The sequence below is a fragment of the Niastella sp. genome, from assembly GCF_045805085.1.
In the GTDB taxonomy this organism is placed as follows: domain Bacteria; phylum Bacteroidota; class Bacteroidia; order Chitinophagales; family Chitinophagaceae; genus Niastella.
The window spans coordinates 1-18388 of record NZ_JBJMLX010000554.1; the positions used below are offsets into that span (position 1 = coordinate 1).

The following is an 18388-nucleotide window of genomic DNA, read 5'->3' on the forward strand; positions in this document are numbered from 1 at the left end:
CGCGACTATCCTTTCTCCAAACAGTTCTCTTTTGGTCTTGACCTTAATTTCTAATCATCAAACTGTTTCTGAAAACATGAAAAAATTATTATCCATACTGGTCATAGGCGGGTTGCTCTCGGGTTGTTCAAAGGTGCTGGACAGACAACCGCTTTCACAAATAACCCCCAACAACGGGTTCAATACAGAAAATGAATTATTGCTGTATGTGCGCTCTTTCTATGATAATATGGTGCCGGATGCAGATGGGGCTAATAAAGAATTTTACAGCCTGTATGGCGAGACCGCCAGTAATATTGTATTGACGGGATTAAGTCCGGAGCAAACCGGTAACCGGCCTATTCCCGTATCGGGTGGCGGCTGGGAATGGAGCAATTTGCGAAATGTAAACTTTTTCATCGCCAATTATGCACGTGGCGGATTGGATACTACCATCACTTATAAATACCTGGCAGTGGCAAAATTCTTCCGGGCATGGTTCTATTCAGGCATGGTAGCGCATTTTGGCGATGTGCCCTGGTATTCGGGACCGTTGGCAGTAAGTGATACGGCTGAATTGTATAAAGCGCGTGATCCCAGAACGCTGGTGATGGATTCTGTTGTAAATGACATTGACTTTGCTATTGCTCATTTGGGCGCCTCCAAAAATGTATCGGAAGTAACAAAATGGACAGCGCTGGCGCTTAAGTCGAGGTTTTGTTTGTTCGAAGGTACTTTCCGTAAATACCATCCTGAGTTTAAATTACCAGATGCCAATCGTTTTTTACAATTATCGGCAAACGCCGCGCAGGCGCTCATCAGCTCAGGTGTGTATACCACTTATAAAAGCGCCGCCGATGTAGTGTACCGCGATCTGTTTACTGCGTTAACGCCCATTGCCGATGAAGTACTCCTGGCCCGGCAATACAGTGCTACGCTACAGGTGTTCCATAACGTGAATTATTATACTACCGCACCCTCTTTTGGTAAACCGGGTTTGGAAAAAAGCCTGGTGAACAGTTACCTGATGAAAGATGGTTCCCGCTTTACCGATAAACCGGGTTATGCTACCATGCAGTTCTATGATGAAATGCAAAACCGCGATCCCCGGTTATCGCAAACAGTCCGGGCGCCAGGCTATAAACGCCTCGATGGAAATGTAACATTACCGCCCGCCTATACCGGCACTGTTACCGGGTATCAACTGATAAAATTTGTAACCGGCGCGGCCAATGATGCGCTGGGCAAATCGCCCAATGCTTTACCGGTTTTTCGTTATGCTGAAGTGCTGCTTAACTTTGCAGAAGCAAAGGCAGAACTGGGTTCTCTCACCCAAACCGACCTTGACCAATCGGTAAAATTATTACGTGACCGGATAGGCATGCCTGCTATGAATATGGCTGCCGCCAATAGCAATCCAGATCCTTATTTGGCAGCGCAATACACGCATGCAAGCGGCGCCAACCTGGGGGTATTGTTGGAAATTCGACGTGAGCGCCGGATTGAACTGGTGATGGAAGGGTTTGCCTGGAACGACCTGATGCGTTGGAGCGAAGGTCATTTGCTGGCGGCTCAATTCAAGGGCGCTTATTTTCCCGGTACGGGCAATTATGACCTGGATGGGGATGGCGCTACCGATCTGATCATTTGGTCAGGAACAAAACCCACTACTCCCAATGTACAGTTACTGGAATTGGGAACCGATGTGGTGTTGGAAAATGGCGCAGCCGGTGGCAACATCGTAATTAACAAAAACATTCCAAAGAATTTCAGGGAAGACAGAGATTATCTGTTTCCTTTGCCCGTGCAGGAATTACTACTGAATACAAAACTGCAACAAAATCCGAACTGGAAATAATATGCAAAGAAGATCGTGGATTAAAAATACCGGCGGACTCCTCTTGGGGTCCGCATTCCCTATTACCATACAGGCGGCTAATAAAAAGCCGGTGCTGCGGGTAGCCCATCTCACCGATATTCATATAAAAGACAAATGGGATGCACCAGCGCGTTTCCGCCGTTGTTTACAACATGTGCACAGTCAAAAGCCGGGGGTAGACCTGATCCTCAATGGCGGTGATATTGTTTTTGATATGAACAAGGAAAACCTGGATACCATAAAAGCGCAATGGAATCTTTGGCATTCTATTGTAAAAGCAGAAAGCTCCATCCCGATGCAATATGCGTTGGGCAATCACGATATCTGGTGGAATGAAGATGACAAAGGCCAGGCTGTATATGGCAAAAAGTTTTCGTTGGATCAATTAGGGTTAAGCAATCCTTATTATTCTTTTACAAAAGGCGGCTGGAAGTTTATTGTGCTCGACAGTACCCACCTGGATATTGATAATACCTGGTACATTGGCAAATTAGGCGAGGAACAGATGAACTGGCTGCAGCAGGAACTAAAGGCAACCCCGGCTGCCATGCCTGTTTGTGTGCTGTCGCATATACCCATTCTTACCGCAACACTGATGGTAGCAGATAACATCGTCAATAAATGGATCATGCTGGGTGGGGAGATGCATACAGATACGGCAAAAATTATCGATCTGTTCTACCAGCATCAGCAGGTGAAATTATGTTTGAGCGGGCATATACATTTGCGGGATAAAGTAGTGTATAACAACGTAACGTTTATTTGTAATGGTGCGGTAAGCGGCGCCTGGTGGGAAGGCAACAGACGGCAAACAGCACCTGGTTACGGGATTATTGACTTTTATGCAGATGGGAGTTTTGAGGAGCGGTATGTGAACTATTAAGTTAACAAGTTGATAGAGTTGATAAAGGGATTGGGAAATAAATTGAGTGAAAATGAAAATAGAGCGGAATGTTCCAATGTCTTGAGCCATCTTTGCCCTCTGCCCTTTGCCTTCTGCCTTACGAAAGCAACTCTTTCAATTTCGCCACCACCACATCTATCTCACTTTGGGTGTTGAATTTACTGAACGAGAACCGGATGGTGGTGCTGTTGTTATTTTTTCGCAGCGCTCTGATTACATGCGAAGCCTCGCCGGTGCTACAGGCGCTACCGCTCGAAACACAAATACCGGCCATGTCCAGCTCGAGTAATAAAGATTCCGTTTTGGGTGACTGCGGAATGCGAACACTCAGTACGGTGTATAATGAATGGTCGGGACTGTTAAAACCAACTCCGGGGATAGCCGCAGTTAATTCCGACTTCATGTATTGTTTTAACTGATCGATGTACTGGCTTTCTTTTTCGTAGGCTTCCATGGCCATTTCCAGTGCGCGGGCAAAACCCACTATACCATAGGTGTTCTCGGTTCCGGCCCTCATGTTGCGTTCCTGTCCGCCCCCATACAACAGCGGCTGAATTTTTACTTCATTGCTTACATACAACAGCCCAACGCCTTTGGGACCATGAAATTTATGACCGGCGCCGGAAATAAAATGCACGCCGGCTTCTGATAAATTCAGCGGGTAATGCCCTACGGTTTGAACACAGTCCGAATGGAAAATGGCGTTGTGTTGTTGGCAGAGCTTTCCAACCCGTTGCATATCCAGCAAAGTGCCGATCTCATTATTGGCATGCATAAGCGAAACCAATACTTTTTTCCCGGCATGCGTGTGCAACTGTAATTGCTGCTCCAGGTTTTCATAATCTATTTCCCCGCTTTCTGTTAAGGCTACCAGGGTAAAAGAGATATTATTATGGCGGCTGTAATGTTCTACGGTATGTAATACCGCATGGTGTTCAATAGGAGAAGTGATAATGTGCGTGCAACCCAGGTCCCTGACCGCTGCAGCAATCGCGGTGTTATTGCTTTCTGTTCCACCACTGGTAAAAAAGATAGTGGTGGGGGTTACTCCTAACAAGTGCGCTACCTTTTTGCGGGCAACTTCCAGGCCTAACCGCGCAGTTCTGCCTGCGGAATAAGAAGAGGAAGGATTGCCGAAATTTTCCTTCATGAAGGGCAACATTACTTCAAGCACTTCATTGGCTAAAGGCGTGGTAGCAGCATTGTCAAAGTAAATGATCCGGGACATAGACAGTTTGGTAGTATTTGTTAGTAAATGTTTTCACACTTTTCGCGCAGGCGAGGCCGATAATTATTCATTACCGGCTTACCTGCATGATGAGCGTTGGCTATACTTTCATCATAATCAAAAAGTCGTTGTGTAGCTGTAAGTGAGCGAATAATTTAGGTTAAAATTGAATGAGTTCTGGCTTATTTCCAATGACTTTGACATTTTGCCGTAAATTTTATGGTAGAACCGGGTATTTTCCTAATTTTATTCGGATAATTGATTTGTTGAACGTTATTTACTGATTCTTTTTCAATATGAACACCTCCCAATTGGATGCCACCGACTGGCAAATACTCCGGCTTTTACAAAAAGATGCCTCCCTTACAAATAAGGAGATCGCTTTTGAATTGAATAAGTCTGTGGCTACTGTTCATGAGCGCATCAAACGATTAAAAGAAGAAGGGTATGTAAAAAAAATTGTAGCCCTGCTCGACAGAAAAAAAGTAAACAAAGGGTTGATCGCTTTTTCGCAGGTACTGCTGCATGACCATACCGCGCAAACCCTGGCTAATTTTGAAAAAGAAGTAGCGCGCTTTCCCGAAGTGATGGAATGTTTTCAGATGACGGGCACTTTTGATTTTATTCTGCGTATTGCTACCAGCGATATGGATGCCTATCACGATTTTTATCGTAACAAGCTGGCCACCCTGCCCAATATCACAACCGTACAAAGTTTCTTTGTATTGTCAGAAACAAAAAGCATTACGGCATATCCTATATAGGTAGAAACTGCGGTATCTTTATTCCTTAATTATTGGAATATGTCACACCTGTTCACACCGCTTCAAATTAGATCAATAGAGATAAAGAACCGGATTACCGTTTCACCCATGTGCCAGTATACCAGTGTAGATGGGTTTGCCTCAGACTGGCACCTGGTGCATTTAGGCAGCAGGGCAGTAGGTGGGGCCGGACTTATTATTACAGAAGCAACCGCTGTTTCGCCGGAGGGGCGTATTTCTCCGCATGACCTTGGCATTTGGAAAGAGGAACACCTGGAAAAATTACAACAGATCACTTCATTTATATCCGCGCAGGGAACAGTGCCCGGCATTCAACTGGCGCATGCCGGCCGTAAAGCCAGCACCAATGTGCCGTGGGAAGGCCGCGGTAAAGTATCAATTGAAGATGGAGGTTGGGACGTGGTGGCGCCTTCTGCCATTGCATTTTCAGCTAATTACCCCATGCCTGTTGCGTTGGATGAAGCAGGTATTCAAAAAGTGATCAGCGACTTTACTATTGCCGCCAGCCGGGCGTTGCGGGCGGGTTTTAAAGTAATTGAGATCCATGGCGCGCATGGTTACCTGGTGCATGAGTTTTTGTCTCCGCTCAGCAATCATCGAACCGATAAATATGGCGGTTCGTTCGAAAACCGTATTCGTTTATTGCTGGAAATTATTGCAGGCGTTCAAACCGTTTGGCCAAATGAGCTGCCATTGCTGGTGCGCATCTCTGCCAGCGACTGGGTAGAGGGTGGCTGGAACCTGGAGGAATCTGTGCAGTTGGCCCACATCCTGAAACAGAAAGGGATTGACCTGATAGATGTTTCATCGGGCGGGTTGGCGCATCATCAACAAATTACTATTGGTCCGGCGTATCAATTACCTTTTGCTTCCCGCATTAAAAAAGAAACCGGGATCCTCACCGGCACGGTTGGTATGATCACCACCGCTATTCAGGCAGAAACCATTTTAACGAATGGTGATGCCGATATGATCATCATGGCGCGTGAACTGCTTCGCCAACCTTATTTTCCCCTGCTTGCTGCGCATGAATTAAAAGAAAAAGTAGAATGGCCGGTGCAGTATGAACGGGCGAGATTTTAAAGAGGGCAGACGGCAGAAGGCAGAAGGCAGAAATTCTTTTGCTTCGATTGCCTTTCGTAAGAAAAAGCCGCTTTTGCATTCAGTCAAACTTCCCGGCTGGTCGGCGGTCCAGTTGCTGTTTCACGATTCGCATCTTTGCCTTTCATCAGCCTTGTTTGCCGTCTGCCGTCTGCCGTTTGCCATTCTCCTCCATAACTTTTTGCAGCTCGTACTCATAAGCTTTATGTGCAGGCACAATGGGGTCATTCGTAAGCAGGGAATATTCTTTTATAAAGCAGGCGCCGAAGTATAAAATAAAAGAGGAATAAAACATAAACAGCAGAATTAATACCAAAGCAGCGCCTGCGCCATAAACAATACCGGCATTGCTATGCCCCATCATATAAGAAAGAAACAATTTGCCAAAATAAAACAGCACGCCTGTTAACAAACCGCCAACAATGGCCACCCGCCACGAAGGGCGGGCATTGGCCAGGAACCTGAACAGCACAATAAACCACACGATAATGGTGAGCATGCCAATGAACTCGTTCATAAGGCCGGTGAAAAATTCACTGCCCTTCGGCCAAAAGCTTTCGAAATATTTACCGGCCACTTCACGCGCTATTGCAATAATTTCACTGGCCATAAAAAGTATGGCTGCCGCCAGTATAAGCACCAATGAGCGGCCCCGTACGGTAAGGTCATACAGGAACCCCGACTTTTCAGGACGAATATTCCAGATATCGTTCAACGTATTTCGAATGACCTTGAACAAAGTGGTGGACACAAAGATCAGGAACAAAATACCTATCACCACCATGTACCAGTTTTGTGCAAGGTTGCGCAATCCGCGGGCCGTGACCCGCAATTGTTCTGCATTTTCTTTCCCCAGTGAGGTAGTAAGCACATTGCGCAGTTCGGTACCCACCAGTTTTTTGCTGAAAAAAATACTGAAGAACTGAAAAAGCAGCACCATTATGGGCGGCAGGGCAAAGCTGGTAAAAAAGGCAGTAGCGCCGGCCATCCGCAACGGGTCGTTCTGTTGCAGCCGGTTAAAGGAATCCTTTAGCAGTTTTCCTAATACCGGCAGGCTCCATCTGATTTTTTGTTTCTCCATCTTATGACCTTAAATTTAAGTGATACCTTAGAGAAAATGTTCAAATTCTCTTTAAGTTGCATTATTTAAACCAGTGGAACATGAGGAAGATCTTAATAATTTTTGCTCATCCGGTACTGGAAAAGTCCCGCGTGCATAAACGACTGCTGCATTATATTCCCCAACAGACCGGAATAACCTTGAACGATCTGTACGAAAATTACCCCGACTTCGATATCGATGTTAAACGCGAACAGGAATTGCTCCTGGCACACGACATCATTATCTGGCAACACCCATTGTATTGGTACAGCGCGCCTGCTTTGTTAAAACAATGGCAGGACCTGGTGCTGGAACATGGCTGGGCATACGGAAAAAACGGGTATGCATTAAAGGGTAAAAAACTTTTTAATGTGATCACCTCCGGTGGAAGTTTGCAGGCCTATCAGCGGGAGGGTTATCAGCAATGCACCATTAATGAAGTGCTGAAGCCGTATGAACGCACCGCAGAAATTTGCCGCATGACCTACCTGCCGCCTTTCTGGGTTTCGGGAACGCATAAACTGGAATTGCCACAGATAAATGAGTATGGACATAAATACGGCCAGCTGCTGCTACGGCTACGGCAGGAAAGTTTAAAGGATGAAGAGATGATGCAGGCTTCCTGTTTAAACGACCTTATTGAAACCTCAGAAAACAACCTGGCATAATATGGAACATTCATTTTTTTATAAAGCCCTGGTCTTCCTGGGAGCGGCGGTATTGTTTGTTCCGCTGGCGAAAAAGTCGGGTTTAGGTTCGGTATTAGGTTATTTGATTGCCGGCGTTTTCATCGGCCCATCTGTATTGGGGTTTGTGGGCGCCGAAGGGCAGGATATTATGCATTACGCCGAGTTTGGCGTTGTAATGATGTTGTTTTTAATTGGGTTGGAACTGGAACCGGAATTGTTATGGAAGCTCCGTAAATCAATTCTCGGTCTGGGCGGATTACAGGTGATAGTAAGCACAATATTTATAGCGGGCATTGCCATGCTCTTTCACTTTAACTGGCAACAGGCATTGGCGTTAGGCATGATCCTGTCTTTGTCATCCACCGCCATTGTATTGCAAACCATGGCGGAGAAAGAATTGATGCGCACATCCGCCGGTCAAAGCGCCTTTGCGGTATTGTTGTTCCAGGATATTGCGGTAATCCCCATGTTGGCCCTTTTCCCTTTGCTGGCAACAACAGATATTCTGCATAAACCAACTACTGATGCCCACGATGCGGGCACCTGGGTTGATGGGCAACCGGCCTGGTTGCATGCTGCCATCGTATTAGGTACTATCGCTGCGGTTATTGTCGTGGGTAGAATGGCAGTACGGCCCTTGTTGCGGCTGGTGGCCAAAACCAAGATGCGCGAAATTTTTACCGCAACAGCCCTGCTGATCGTTGTAGGTATTGCCGTGTTGATGGGAAGGATCGGGCTTAGTCCTGCTTTAGGTGCGTTTTTAGCGGGCGTTGTTTTAGCCAACAGCGAATACCGGCATGAACTCGAAAGCGATATAGAACCCTTTAAAGGATTGTTGCTCGGGGTGTTTTTTATAGCCGTGGGCGCCTCTATAGATTTTGGACTGGTGTCACAGCATTTGAAGGAAATAATAATGTGGGTGTTGATATTGATCGCGGTGAAGGCGCTTGTTTTGTTCCTGCTTGGAAAAGTGTTTAAAATGGGAACCGAACAGAACTTCATTTTCTCCTTCAGCCTTACGCAGGTAGGAGAATTTGCGTTTGTGTTGTTTTCATTTTCTTTTCAGCAGGGCATACTATCGCAGGAAACCACCAGTATAATGACTGCCGTGGTTGCCATCAGCATGGGATTAACGCCGTTGATTATCCTGGCCAATGAAAAATTCATCCTGCCCCGGGTGGGCACAGGCGAAACCGAAGAAAGACCGGCCGATGAGATCGATGAAAAGAATCCGGTCATCATTGCCGGGTTTGGTCACTTTGGAAGTACCATCGGGCGTTTTTTGCGGGCGAACCAGATCCCGGCCACGTACCTCGATCTGGATTCTGACCGCGTGGATACAGTGCGAAAAATGGGTTTAAAAGCTTTTTATGGCGATGCCTCCCGGGTTGACCTGTTACAGGCTGCCGGGGCAGATAAAGCAAAGATCATTGTGATAGCCATCAGCTCGCCCGAAAAAAGGCTGGAGATGATAGAGACCATAAAAATGAATTTTCCCAATATTCATATGCTGGTGCGGTCGGCCAACCGGTACGATGCCTACGATCTCATGAACGCCGGTATGCTGCATATATACAGGGAAACACTGGATACAAGTTTACGGGTGGGGGTAGATGTGATGAGCATGCTGGGTTTCAGAAAATACACTGCCCAGCGCCTGGCAAGAAATTTTATGCGGTATGATGAGGCCAATCTGAAAAGATTGTCGGCCATAAGAAACCCCGATGAATATGTGGTAGAGGCAAGAAAGTACATGGAAGAAATAGAGGCCACGCTGCAGTCGGACAGGCAATATTTCACTGGTGAAAGCGATCTTTCCTGGGACCCCGATAAGTTGATCGAAGAAGTGCGTGCTTCCATACAGGAGAACCCGCTGCAGTAAGCAGGTTGCTTAAGGTTTTAACCCGCTATATTTTCGAATGAGCGACCTGGCTTGTATACCCCATGGCGGCAGGTCGTTCATGCTCCAGGGCCCTGTTGAAGAAGCGGTGGGTTGCAGAACAGAGCAGGTTACATTTTTTTTATCCGTTACACACCAGTCTACCCAGCTGATCTTGTTTTTTTCTGACCATTCAATCCATTTGATCCATTCGGGGGTGTTGATGGGGCCATCACCTGTATGGTCCATACCCCCAGACTCGGAAATAAACAGGGGGATGCCTTTTTTCAGTGCATAATCGCCTCTGTCGCGCAGGTCCTGCTTATGGGTGCCTGCATAATAGTGAAGCGTGTACATCAGGTTTTTATACCCTTTTATGGGATCATCGGCAACGATCTGCACATCCTGGTCCCAGTGCGGCGAGCCAACCAGGATCACGTTATCCGGGTCGATGGCCCGGATGGTTTTTATCAGTTCTATAGAATAAGCTTTTACCTCAGGCCAGGTGTTCTCAGCGGGTTCATTAAAAATTTCGTAAATGATATTGGGATATTTGCCGTATGCGGTGGCTATTTCAGTGAAGAATTGTTTGGCTTCTTCCTGTCGGATGTGATGACTGTGCCAGTCGACTATAATATACACACCATCTTTAATGGCGGCATCGATCACTGTTTTTGCTTTTTCCATTCCCCAGGCCGGATATTTAATATACCCGCTATCCGGTTCAACGCCTATGGCTGCGCGAATAACTGTACAACCCCAGTCTTTTTGTAACCAGCTTATGGCGCCGGCATTATAAAACCGCGGCCACCAGTTATGCCAGCCCAAACTCATTCCACGCAGGATCACCGGCTGCCCTTTTTGATTCACTAGTTTTGTACCCACTACTTTTAAAGCGCCATTGACTTTTACTGTTTGGGCAAAACCGCTGAGAATAATAAAAATTAAAATGAATACGGACCCTGTCTTTTTCATAAACTAACCCGTTGTTTCGTGGCGGCTGATTTATAGATTGCTTCTACTACCCTGATGTCGCGCAGGCCTTCTTCGCCCGGCACCAGCATTGGCTTTTTATTTATAATGCTCAGTGCATCATCATCCATTTGCTTTGCCTGTTGATAAGGAATATTGTAAGGGTGGTTGATGGTACCCAGCGGGCTGGTGCCGTTCTGGCCATTATATTCAGAATAGGGTTTTATTTGTATCTCTCCCTTTTCACAGGTGATATTGAGGAAATTGAAGTTCTCCCCAAAACTGGTTTTGATATCGGCCGTTACACCGCCGGGAAATTCCAGGGTGGCGATGGTTGTTTCATCCAGTCCGTTCTTATAGATCTCCGGTCTGGTAGTAGATGTTTGCGCAGAAACAATGGCCACCGGTTCCATATTGGTACCCAGTCTTGCTCCCTGTATGGCGTAAACGCCCATGTCGTATAAAACGCCGCCGCCCATTTCTTTTTTCTGTTTCCAGTGGTCGGTGCGGTTCTCGCGATAGGCTGCGCCACAATTAACTTTGGTAACCCTGCCCAGCTTTTTGTCTTTTACAATACCGCGCCATTCCTGTGTATTGGGTTCATGGTGCAGGCGGTAACCAATGGCCAGTGATTTTTTGTTCGATCGGCAGGCTTCGATCATTGCCTTACATTCCGCTTCATTTAACGCCATGGGTTTTTCGCACCACACTTCCTTGCCGGCATTCGCTGCCCTGACCACATACTCCTTGTGCATAGAGGGCGGTAACACAACATAGATCACGTCAATATCAGGGTTATTGGCAATGGAATCGAAGTTTTGATAATTGTAAATATTCTTATCAGGAATATTGTATTTCTGCTTCCAGGCTTCCGCTTTGGCCGGGGTGCCGGTAACAATACCTGCCAGGTAACAATGTTTTGTTTGTTGTAAGGCAGGCGCCAGCAGATCGGTACTATAATAGCCTAGTCCTACCAGGGCTACACCTAATTTGTCTTTAAAGCGGGTAGGGGAAGCAAAGATCGATTTAGGGGAAAGAAGCAGAAGGCCGCTGCCGGTTGCAATCGTTTTAATTACACGTCTCCGTGAAATAGTGTTCATGTAACAGGATTTTACAGGTTTGTGATAATGGCGCACCACTGGTAGTGGCGTGTATGCTGAAGATAAGACATTTTTGAGATGCCTGTAGTAATTAATATACCTTTGTGGTCTTAAACGTATATTATATGTTCGGAGATATGCTTAGCAAATTGCAGGAAGCGCAACAGAAAATGCAGGAAGGCAAGCAAAAGCTTGGTTCTGTAATTATTGATGGGGATGCCGGCAACGGACTGGTAAAAGTTTCGGTAACCGGCAACCGGGAGGTGAAAGCCATTTCAATAAATAACCAGTTGATGGCGCCTGACAAAAAAGAAGAACTGGAAGACCTGCTTATTACAGCGCTGAACCGGGCGCTTACAAAAGCCGAACAGGCCTTTGATGATGAAATGAAAGGTTTGGCCGGTGGTATGTTAGGTGGACTGGGATTATAAAAAATCATGGCTGTCCGCCAAATGGCGGACGGCCTTTTTTGTCACTATACAGATCAGGTAGAACAAAGTTATATTTCACGGCCAGGAAGCGGATGATAAAAACAACCAGCATAACAGTAACGTCCAGCCATTCTTTGGGGAAACTGGTCCCATACAAAATGAAATAGATAATGCCACCCAGGATGCAGGCGGTGGCATAAATTTCCCGCCTGAAGATCAAAGGGATATTGTTGAGCAGAATATCTCTTATAACTCCGCCAAAACAACCGGTGATGGTGCCAAGCACTATACAGATGCCGGGGTTTAAACCAAACTTTATTCCTTTTTGCAGACCCAGCACCGTAAAGAAACCCAAACCCAGGGAATCGAAAATGAATAAGGTCTTCTGAAAATTTTTAATGATGTTCCTGAACAGGATTGCGCATATAGCGCTCACCAGAATAATGGCCGGGGTTTCAATATCCCGCATCCATTTTACCGGCAGATCACCCAGCAGCACATCTCTTAACGTTCCGCCCCCGATGGATGTAATAAAAGAAATGATCAGGATCCCAAAAATATCCAACCGCTTTTGCATGGCGGCAAACACCCCCGAGATGGCAAAGGTGATGGTACCCAGGATATCGATCAGTTTGAGCAGGTCTTCTTTCATGTTGAAGAATTGGCCGTAAATATAAGTACAATAAAAAAATTGTACTTTTACCTGTCTTAATAGCGTAAACAATTTGTTATGGAACTTAAGAAGGTAGAAAAAATTTCGAAGGCATTGGCAGATCCCAACAGATTGCAGATCCTCAAATCCCTCCATAAGAATAAGGCCTGCCTGTATTGTTCCGAGATAAACGAGATCATTGAACTGGCGCAGCCGTCTGTATCCCACCACCTTAAACAACTCACTGATGCTGAATTGATCATCGCAGAAAAAGAAGGCCGGGAAGTAAAATACACCCTGAATAACAAGGTGATCGATCAGTATGTAAACTTCCTGACAGCCCTGAAAGTTTAGAAAAATTTTTTGAAAAAAATGATTGACGTATCGAAATGTTTCAATACGTTTGTGATCGAATTTATTCCCAATTCAAATCCAGTCAATGGATTTTTTTTAGAATAAAAACATCGAAACAAATATATCTATTAAATTTCAGCGCTATGAACCGTTTATTACCGACCAGTCTTTCGGTCTTACTATCGTTTCTTTTTATACTATTTCTTAATGCCTGTACCAGCCGGGCGAACGAGGGCGAACCGGCAACCTCTGCAGCCATTGCAGCGGCGCCGGGCATTCCGGCTGATGTACATGTAGTAGCGCCGGGAGCCGTAAAACAATTGATCGAGATAGCAGGTACCCTTGCCGCCAACCAGGAAGTATCCATCTCCAGCGAACTGACCAAAAAAGTGGTGAGCGTGCCCGTGAAAGAGGGCCATCGGGTAGCCAAAGGCGCCCTGCTTTTTCAATTGGATGATGCAGACCTGCAGGCCCAGATGGAACGGCTTCATCAACAGGAAAAACTGGCTGCGCTCAATGAAGCCCGCCTGAAAGACCTGATTGCACATGATGCCGCATCACAACAGGACTATGACCAGGCTGCCACTAATTTAGCCGTTTTGAAAGCAGAGATCAGGCAACTGGAAACCACTATCGACAAAACCCGCATCCGGGCGCCCTTTTCCGGAAAGATCGGTATCATTCGCACGTATCCCGGCGCACTGGTTTCGCCCAATGCACCGCTTACGACGATCGTGGATGATGCCCAGGTAAAAGTGGAATTCTCTGTTCCGGAAAAATATGCCAACCTGGTTAATCCGGGTACCCATCAATTGTTCAGTGTGGAGGGCGACAGCACCCAGTTCAATGCCACCGTGATCTCCAAGGAATCTTTTGTAGATCACGCCACCAGGACCCTGCTGGTAAGAGCTATTGCGGTTAACCCTAACGGTAAACTGGTGACCGGACAAAGCGCCCATCTGGCCATTGCCTTGCATACCACCAACGATGCCCTGCAGATACCAAGTCAAAGCCTGATGCCCTCCTCTCAGGGATACGCTGTATTCCTGCTGAAAAATGGTAAAGCACAGGCAACGCCGGTGGTAGTAGGGCAGCGCGACGCAGAGAGCGTTCAGATCACAAAAGGAATTGGGGCAGGCGATACCGTTATTGTCAGTAACCAGTTGCGTTTGTCGCCCGGCGCAGACGTTCGCGTTGTGAACGTGAAATAGCTCTGCTGGCGCCCCTGAAACTAGCAAACCTAAGAACTTACGAACTTAATAACTTAAACTTAGAACAACAAACACAACACTTAAAACTATAGGCTGAACCCTGCAACCTGTAACCTGTAACCCGCAACCATACTCCCTTTCTAATTACCAATTTTAATTAATTATATGAGTGCCATTTCACAAATGAGCATCTCCAGGCCTGTATTGGCCGGGGTGATGTCAGTTCTATTGATCTTATTTGGCATAGTAGGCTATACTTTCCTAGGTACCCGTGAGTACCCGGTAACAGATTCGCCCATTGTGACCGTAACAACCGTTTATCCCGGAGCAAGTGCCGATATCATTGCTTCGCAGGTAACCAAACCATTGGAAGAAGCTATTGCAGAAGCCAACGGCATTCGCGCCCTGACATCCGTAAGCCGGGAGCAGGTGAGCATCATCACTGTTGAATTCAACATGAATACAGACCTGGAAGCTGCCGCCAATGATGTGCGTGACAAGGTTTCCAAATCACGTCAGCAACTACCGGTTGATATTGAACCCACCATCGTGGAAAAATCAGGTCCGCCCGAGTTCCTGGTGTTCCTCACCGTGCAAAGCGATACCAAAAGCCTGGAAGATATTACCGACTTCGTGAACATCAATATCAAGGAGCGGTTGCAATCCATACCCGGCGTGCGATTGGTGGAATCGTATGCAGGCCGCAAACGCGCCATGCGGTTGCGCATGGACCCGGTGAAATTGTCTTCTTATGGACTTGCTCCCGCCGACATCCAGAGTGCATTACAACGCGAGAATGTTGATTTGCCCAGCGGACGTATTGAAGGACAGCAAACAGAAATGACGCTTCGCACATTGGGCCGCTTGGTTACAGAAGAAGATTTCAATAACATGATCATCAGTGAGAAGAACGGCGCCATCGTTCGTTTCCGGGATGTAGGTCAGGCCATCATGAGCTCGCAGAACGAACGCACGGCCATGATCGTTGCTGAAGGGAAAACTGCCCGCTTTGGGGTGGGTACAGGTGTTCAACCACAACGCGGGGCGAACTCACTGGCTATTGTAGATGAATTCAACAAACGTTTTGAAGAGATCATCAAAACGGCGCCGAAGGAATATAATATCAGGCTGGGTAAAGACTTCACCGTTCCGGTAAAGAACTCCCTCTCTGAAGTGGAAGAGACCCTGATCCTCGCATTCGGGTTGGTGACCATTATCATTTTCATTTTCCTGCGCGACTGGCGCAGTACGCTGATCCCATTAGTGGCTATTCCGGTGTCGATCGTTTCAGCGTTCTTCATCATGTACATAATGAATTACTCCATCAACGTGCTTACCCTGCTGGGCCTGGTACTGGCCATTGGGTTGGTGGTTGACGATGCCATTGTAGTACTGGAGAATATTTATTCGAAGGTGGAAGAGGGGATGAAGCCGCTGGAAGCAGCCCGTAAGGGTTCTAACGAGATCTACTTTGCCGTAATATCCACTACTATTACGCTGGCGGCGGTGTTCCTCCCCATCATGTTCCTGGGTGGTATTACCGGTAAACTGTTTAAAGAGTTTGTGGTGGTGGTAGCCGGCTCTGTATTGATCTCCGCATTTGTGGCCCTCACCTTGTCGCCTATGATGAGCGCTTACCTGCTGAAAGCAGGCGCCCACCACAACTGGCTGTACCGTAAAACGGAACCTTTCTTTGTAAAATTGAATAACGGTTATGAAAGCCTGCTGAAAGGTTTTATGCGTTTTCGCTGGCTGGGTTTTGCGTTGCTCATTCTTTCTTTTGGTATTGCCTACTGGCTGGCGCCCAAATTGCCATCAGAGCTGGCCCCGCTGGAAGATCGCTCGCTGGTAGGACTGGCGGTGATTGCACCCGAAGGCACCTCCTTCGAGAGTATGGAAGCATCCATGCAGGAGATCAGCAACTATGTGGCGGATTCCATTCCCGATCTCAATAATAACGTAACCTATGCTGCGGTGGCGGCTGGTGTAGGCTCATTGGTACAACCTGCCAACAGTGGATTCCAGTGGGTGTTTTTAGAAGACCCACACAAACGAAAAAGCGGTATGACACAGCAACAGGTGTATGAAAAACTGGTGGCGGCCAGCACCCGGTTCCGCAATGTGATCGTGATCCCGATACAGATCCCAACCATCGGTGGTTTTGCATCCAGTCAGCCCATTGAATATGTGGTGCAGGCGCCCGATCTGAAACAGCTGATAGCAGTAATGCCGAAACTCACCGGGGCTGTTTATGGCAGCAAAAAGCTGAGTTTCGTAAATCCTGATTTCAAAGTGAACCGGCCCGAGATCAGTATCTCCATCGATCGCCAGCGCGCGGCGCAGTTAGGCATCTCTACCCAGGAGATCGGTCGCTCCCTGCAATTAGCATTGAGCGGACGCCGTTACGGATACTTTATCTACAACGACCGCCAATATGAAGTGATCGGGCAACTGGAAAGGGCTGAACGTTCTACCCCGGAAAACCTGCGTTCGATTTTTCTGAAATCATCTAATAATGAAATGGTGCCGTTAGATAACCTGGTGTCGTTGCACGAAGGGATTAGTCCACCCGCTATTTACCGGTACAATCAAAGTTACAGTGTAACCATCCAGGCCACACCGGCGCCGGGCGTGAGCATGGGAGAAGCGCTGAACGAAATGGACCGCATTACAAAAGAAACATTACCCACAGGATTCAGAACAGCGCTGGCCGGGCAAAGCCGGGATTATAAGGAAAGCAGTTCGAGCCTGGTGTTCGCCTTCATCTTTGCTATTATCCTCATCTACCTGGTACTGGCGGCGCAGTTTGAAAGTTTGATCGATCCGTTCATCATTCTGCTTACTGTGCCAATGGCCGTAACAGGCGCCCTGATCAGTTTGTGGGTCAGCGGTAGTTCTATCAATATCTTCAGTCAGATCGGGATGATTATGCTGATCGGTTTGATCACAAAGAATGGTATCCTGATCGTGGAATTTGCCAACCAGCGAAAGAAGGAAGGCATGAATGTACGTGAGGCCGTTATAGTAGCAGCCGCTTCCCGTTTCAGACCTATCCTGATGACCACCCTGGCGATGATCTTCGGCGCCCTGCCAATTGCACTCAGTTTGGGTAACTCTTCCGGCAGCCGCGCTTCACTGGGTATTGTAGTAGTAGGCGGACTGGTATTCGCCGGTGTGCTTACCCTTTTTGTGATCCCTGCGGTGTACAGTTATTTTAGCAGGAAAGCAAAAACAGTTCATCCCGATGTAAACGGAACTGCAGTTTCTCCTGCCGTTTCATCTCTTCAACCCAATACAGTATTATCATGAAAGCACGATCCTTATTTTATTATATCATCCTGTTTGCAATGACTGCCCCGTTGGCGGGCAAAGCTCAACAGGAAAGAGATCTCGGTTTGCAGGATGCTGTGCAGTTGGCAAAACAATACAACCGCACTTTAAAAGCAAATGCATTGGATATTTCCATTGCCACCGAACAGGTACGGATAGCGAAAAGTCTTTCGCTGCCTGCAGCACAACTCGGAGCGCAATACCTGCATTATTTTGCCCTGCCTACCTTCTTCGGATTGGGCGCAACCGGCAATACCAGTAAAGTTCCCTATGATCGTTTTGGTGGCCGGGACCAGTTTTCGGGAGTGATCAGCGCCAGCTATCCCCTCTATAATCCCGTAGCCGCGCCTACACGCCGGGTGGCGCAATTGCAGGAACAGGTATCGCAGGTGATGTATCGGCAATCAGCTATTAATGTAGCGGCTGATGTGCAACAAACCTATCTCGGCATCCTGGTGCTGGCAGAACGGTTAAAACTGCAGCAGGAAAGCCTGTTGCGTAATGAAAAAGCATTGGCCGATGCAAGATCATTGCTCGCCCAGGGCCGCGGTTTACGGGTTGATACACTCCGGGCTTATACGGCGGTAGAGAATCTGAAACCGGATATGCTCAAACTGAACTACGCCATTGAAACAGGCAAGCAACAATTGATCACCCTGATGGGAATGGATTCACTAACGCAGATCACCCTTACAGATTCCCTGGTGGCAAATACCCCCATAGCCATTCCTTCAGAAAATGAACTATACGAGCAGGCGCTGCGTCAGCGGCCCGACCTGCAGGCATTGTTGC

Annotated in this window: 16 protein-coding genes; 11 read left to right on the forward strand and 5 right to left on the reverse strand. The window is 47.2% G+C overall.

Annotation, left to right across the window (positions count from 1 at the left end):
* Positions 1-76 precede the first annotated feature (76 nt).
* Both ACJ751_RS28865 and ACJ751_RS28870 read left to right on the forward strand, forming a co-directional pair.
* A complete protein-coding gene (locus ACJ751_RS28865; protein WP_407749012.1) occupies positions 77-1837 on the forward strand; it encodes a RagB/SusD family nutrient uptake outer membrane protein in 1761 nt (586 codons plus the stop codon).
* A gap of 1 nt (position 1838) precedes the next feature.
* Positions 1839-2741 carry a metallophosphoesterase family protein gene (locus tag ACJ751_RS28870; RefSeq protein WP_407749013.1) on the forward strand — a complete coding sequence of 301 codons (903 nt, stop codon included), beginning with the start codon at positions 1839-1841 and terminating at the stop codon, positions 2739-2741.
* 118 nt (positions 2742-2859) lie between these two features.
* Here ACJ751_RS28870 and ACJ751_RS28875 read toward each other — a convergent pair whose 3' ends face one another.
* Positions 2860-3990, reverse strand: coding sequence for a cysteine desulfurase family protein (locus ACJ751_RS28875; RefSeq protein ID WP_407749014.1), 1131 nt, complete (start codon positions 3988-3990; stop codon positions 2860-2862).
* Positions 3991-4286: 296 nt separating this feature from the next.
* Here ACJ751_RS28875 and ACJ751_RS28880 point away from each other — a divergent pair, with 296 nt between their 5' ends.
* Together ACJ751_RS28880 and ACJ751_RS28885 are read left to right on the forward strand one after the other, a co-directional pair.
* The gene (locus ACJ751_RS28880; RefSeq protein ID WP_407749015.1) at positions 4287-4754 is read left to right on the forward strand and encodes an Lrp/AsnC family transcriptional regulator; all 468 of its coding nucleotides are present in this window, start codon (positions 4287-4289) and stop codon (positions 4752-4754) included.
* A gap of 39 nt (positions 4755-4793) precedes the next feature.
* Positions 4794-5858 carry an NADH:flavin oxidoreductase/NADH oxidase gene (locus ACJ751_RS28885; RefSeq protein WP_407749016.1) on the forward strand — a complete coding sequence of 355 codons (1065 nt, stop codon included), beginning with the start codon at positions 4794-4796 and terminating at the stop codon, positions 5856-5858.
* 145 nt (positions 5859-6003) lie between these two features.
* Here ACJ751_RS28885 and ACJ751_RS28890 read toward each other — a convergent pair whose 3' ends face one another.
* The gene (locus ACJ751_RS28890) at positions 6004-6957 is read right to left on the reverse strand and encodes a YihY/virulence factor BrkB family protein (RefSeq protein WP_407749017.1); all 954 of its coding nucleotides are present in this window, start codon (positions 6955-6957) and stop codon (positions 6004-6006) included.
* 80 nt (positions 6958-7037) lie between these two features.
* Here ACJ751_RS28890 and ACJ751_RS28895 point away from each other — a divergent pair, with 80 nt between their 5' ends.
* Complete coding sequence (locus tag ACJ751_RS28895; protein WP_407749018.1) at positions 7038-7646, forward strand: NAD(P)H-dependent oxidoreductase; 609 nt, start codon at positions 7038-7040, stop codon at positions 7644-7646.
* A gap of 1 nt (position 7647) precedes the next feature.
* Positions 7648-9549 (forward strand): monovalent cation:proton antiporter-2 (CPA2) family protein, encoded by a 1902-nt coding sequence (locus ACJ751_RS28900; protein ID WP_407749019.1) that lies wholly within the window; start codon positions 7648-7650, stop codon positions 9547-9549.
* A gap of 9 nt (positions 9550-9558) precedes the next feature.
* On the opposite strand, the gene ACJ751_RS28905 is transcribed toward ACJ751_RS28900, so the two are convergent.
* Both ACJ751_RS28905 and ACJ751_RS28910 read right to left on the reverse strand, forming a co-directional pair.
* Positions 9559-10521, reverse strand: coding sequence for a glycoside hydrolase family 5 protein (locus ACJ751_RS28905; protein ID WP_407749020.1), 963 nt, complete (start codon positions 10519-10521; stop codon positions 9559-9561).
* Positions 10518-11618, reverse strand: a complete 1101-nt coding sequence (locus ACJ751_RS28910) for a Gfo/Idh/MocA family protein (RefSeq protein WP_407749021.1) — start codon at positions 11616-11618, stop codon at positions 10518-10520. Before ACJ751_RS28910 ends, ACJ751_RS28905 begins: the two co-directional genes overlap by 4 nt.
* A 125-nt stretch (positions 11619-11743) precedes the next feature.
* On the opposite strand from ACJ751_RS28910, the gene ACJ751_RS28915 reads away from it, so the two are divergent.
* The gene (locus tag ACJ751_RS28915; RefSeq protein WP_407749022.1) at positions 11744-12049 is read left to right on the forward strand and encodes a YbaB/EbfC family nucleoid-associated protein; all 306 of its coding nucleotides are present in this window, start codon (positions 11744-11746) and stop codon (positions 12047-12049) included.
* A gap of 4 nt (positions 12050-12053) precedes the next feature.
* Here ACJ751_RS28915 and ACJ751_RS28920 read toward each other — a convergent pair whose 3' ends face one another.
* A complete protein-coding gene (locus ACJ751_RS28920; RefSeq protein ID WP_407749023.1) occupies positions 12054-12701 on the reverse strand; it encodes a trimeric intracellular cation channel family protein in 648 nt (215 codons plus the stop codon).
* A gap of 78 nt (positions 12702-12779) precedes the next feature.
* On the opposite strand from ACJ751_RS28920, the gene ACJ751_RS28925 reads away from it, so the two are divergent.
* From ACJ751_RS28925 to ACJ751_RS28940, 4 genes are all read left to right on the forward strand, one after another.
* Positions 12780-13055 (forward strand): ArsR/SmtB family transcription factor, encoded by a 276-nt coding sequence (locus ACJ751_RS28925; RefSeq protein ID WP_407749024.1) that lies wholly within the window; start codon positions 12780-12782, stop codon positions 13053-13055.
* A 143-nt stretch (positions 13056-13198) separates the two neighbouring features.
* A complete protein-coding gene (locus tag ACJ751_RS28930; protein WP_407749025.1) occupies positions 13199-14266 on the forward strand; it encodes an efflux RND transporter periplasmic adaptor subunit in 1068 nt (355 codons plus the stop codon).
* Between the two features lie 165 nt (positions 14267-14431).
* Positions 14432-17575, forward strand: coding sequence for an efflux RND transporter permease subunit (locus ACJ751_RS28935; protein ID WP_407749026.1), 3144 nt, complete (start codon positions 14432-14434; stop codon positions 17573-17575).
* On the forward strand, positions 17572-18388 hold an 817-nt coding region (locus ACJ751_RS28940; RefSeq protein ID WP_407749027.1), incomplete at its 3' end, for a TolC family protein. The genes ACJ751_RS28935 and ACJ751_RS28940, both read left to right, overlap by 4 nt.

Coding starts and splice junctions, on each gene's coding strand:
- ACJ751_RS28865 (WP_407749012.1), top strand. CDS start 77: ATGAAAAAATTATTATCCATACTGGTCATAGGCGGGTTGCTCTCGGGT.
- ACJ751_RS28870 (WP_407749013.1), top strand. CDS start 1,839: ATGCAAAGAAGATCGTGGATTAAAAATACCGGCGGACTCCTCTTGGGG.
- ACJ751_RS28875 (WP_407749014.1), bottom strand. CDS start 3,990: ATGTCCCGGATCATTTACTTTGACAATGCTGCTACCACGCCTTTAGCC.
- ACJ751_RS28880 (WP_407749015.1), top strand. CDS start 4,287: ATGAACACCTCCCAATTGGATGCCACCGACTGGCAAATACTCCGGCTT.
- ACJ751_RS28885 (WP_407749016.1), top strand. CDS start 4,794: ATGTCACACCTGTTCACACCGCTTCAAATTAGATCAATAGAGATAAAG.
- ACJ751_RS28890 (WP_407749017.1), bottom strand. CDS start 6,957: ATGGAGAAACAAAAAATCAGATGGAGCCTGCCGGTATTAGGAAAACTG.
- ACJ751_RS28895 (WP_407749018.1), top strand. CDS start 7,038: ATGAGGAAGATCTTAATAATTTTTGCTCATCCGGTACTGGAAAAGTCC.
- ACJ751_RS28900 (WP_407749019.1), top strand. CDS start 7,648: ATGGAACATTCATTTTTTTATAAAGCCCTGGTCTTCCTGGGAGCGGCG.
- ACJ751_RS28905 (WP_407749020.1), bottom strand. CDS start 10,521: ATGAAAAAGACAGGGTCCGTATTCATTTTAATTTTTATTATTCTCAGC.
- ACJ751_RS28910 (WP_407749021.1), bottom strand. CDS start 11,618: ATGAACACTATTTCACGGAGACGTGTAATTAAAACGATTGCAACCGGC.
- ACJ751_RS28915 (WP_407749022.1), top strand. CDS start 11,744: ATGTTCGGAGATATGCTTAGCAAATTGCAGGAAGCGCAACAGAAAATG.
- ACJ751_RS28920 (WP_407749023.1), bottom strand. CDS start 12,701: ATGAAAGAAGACCTGCTCAAACTGATCGATATCCTGGGTACCATCACC.
- ACJ751_RS28925 (WP_407749024.1), top strand. CDS start 12,780: ATGGAACTTAAGAAGGTAGAAAAAATTTCGAAGGCATTGGCAGATCCC.
- ACJ751_RS28930 (WP_407749025.1), top strand. CDS start 13,199: ATGAACCGTTTATTACCGACCAGTCTTTCGGTCTTACTATCGTTTCTT.
- ACJ751_RS28935 (WP_407749026.1), top strand. CDS start 14,432: ATGAGTGCCATTTCACAAATGAGCATCTCCAGGCCTGTATTGGCCGGG.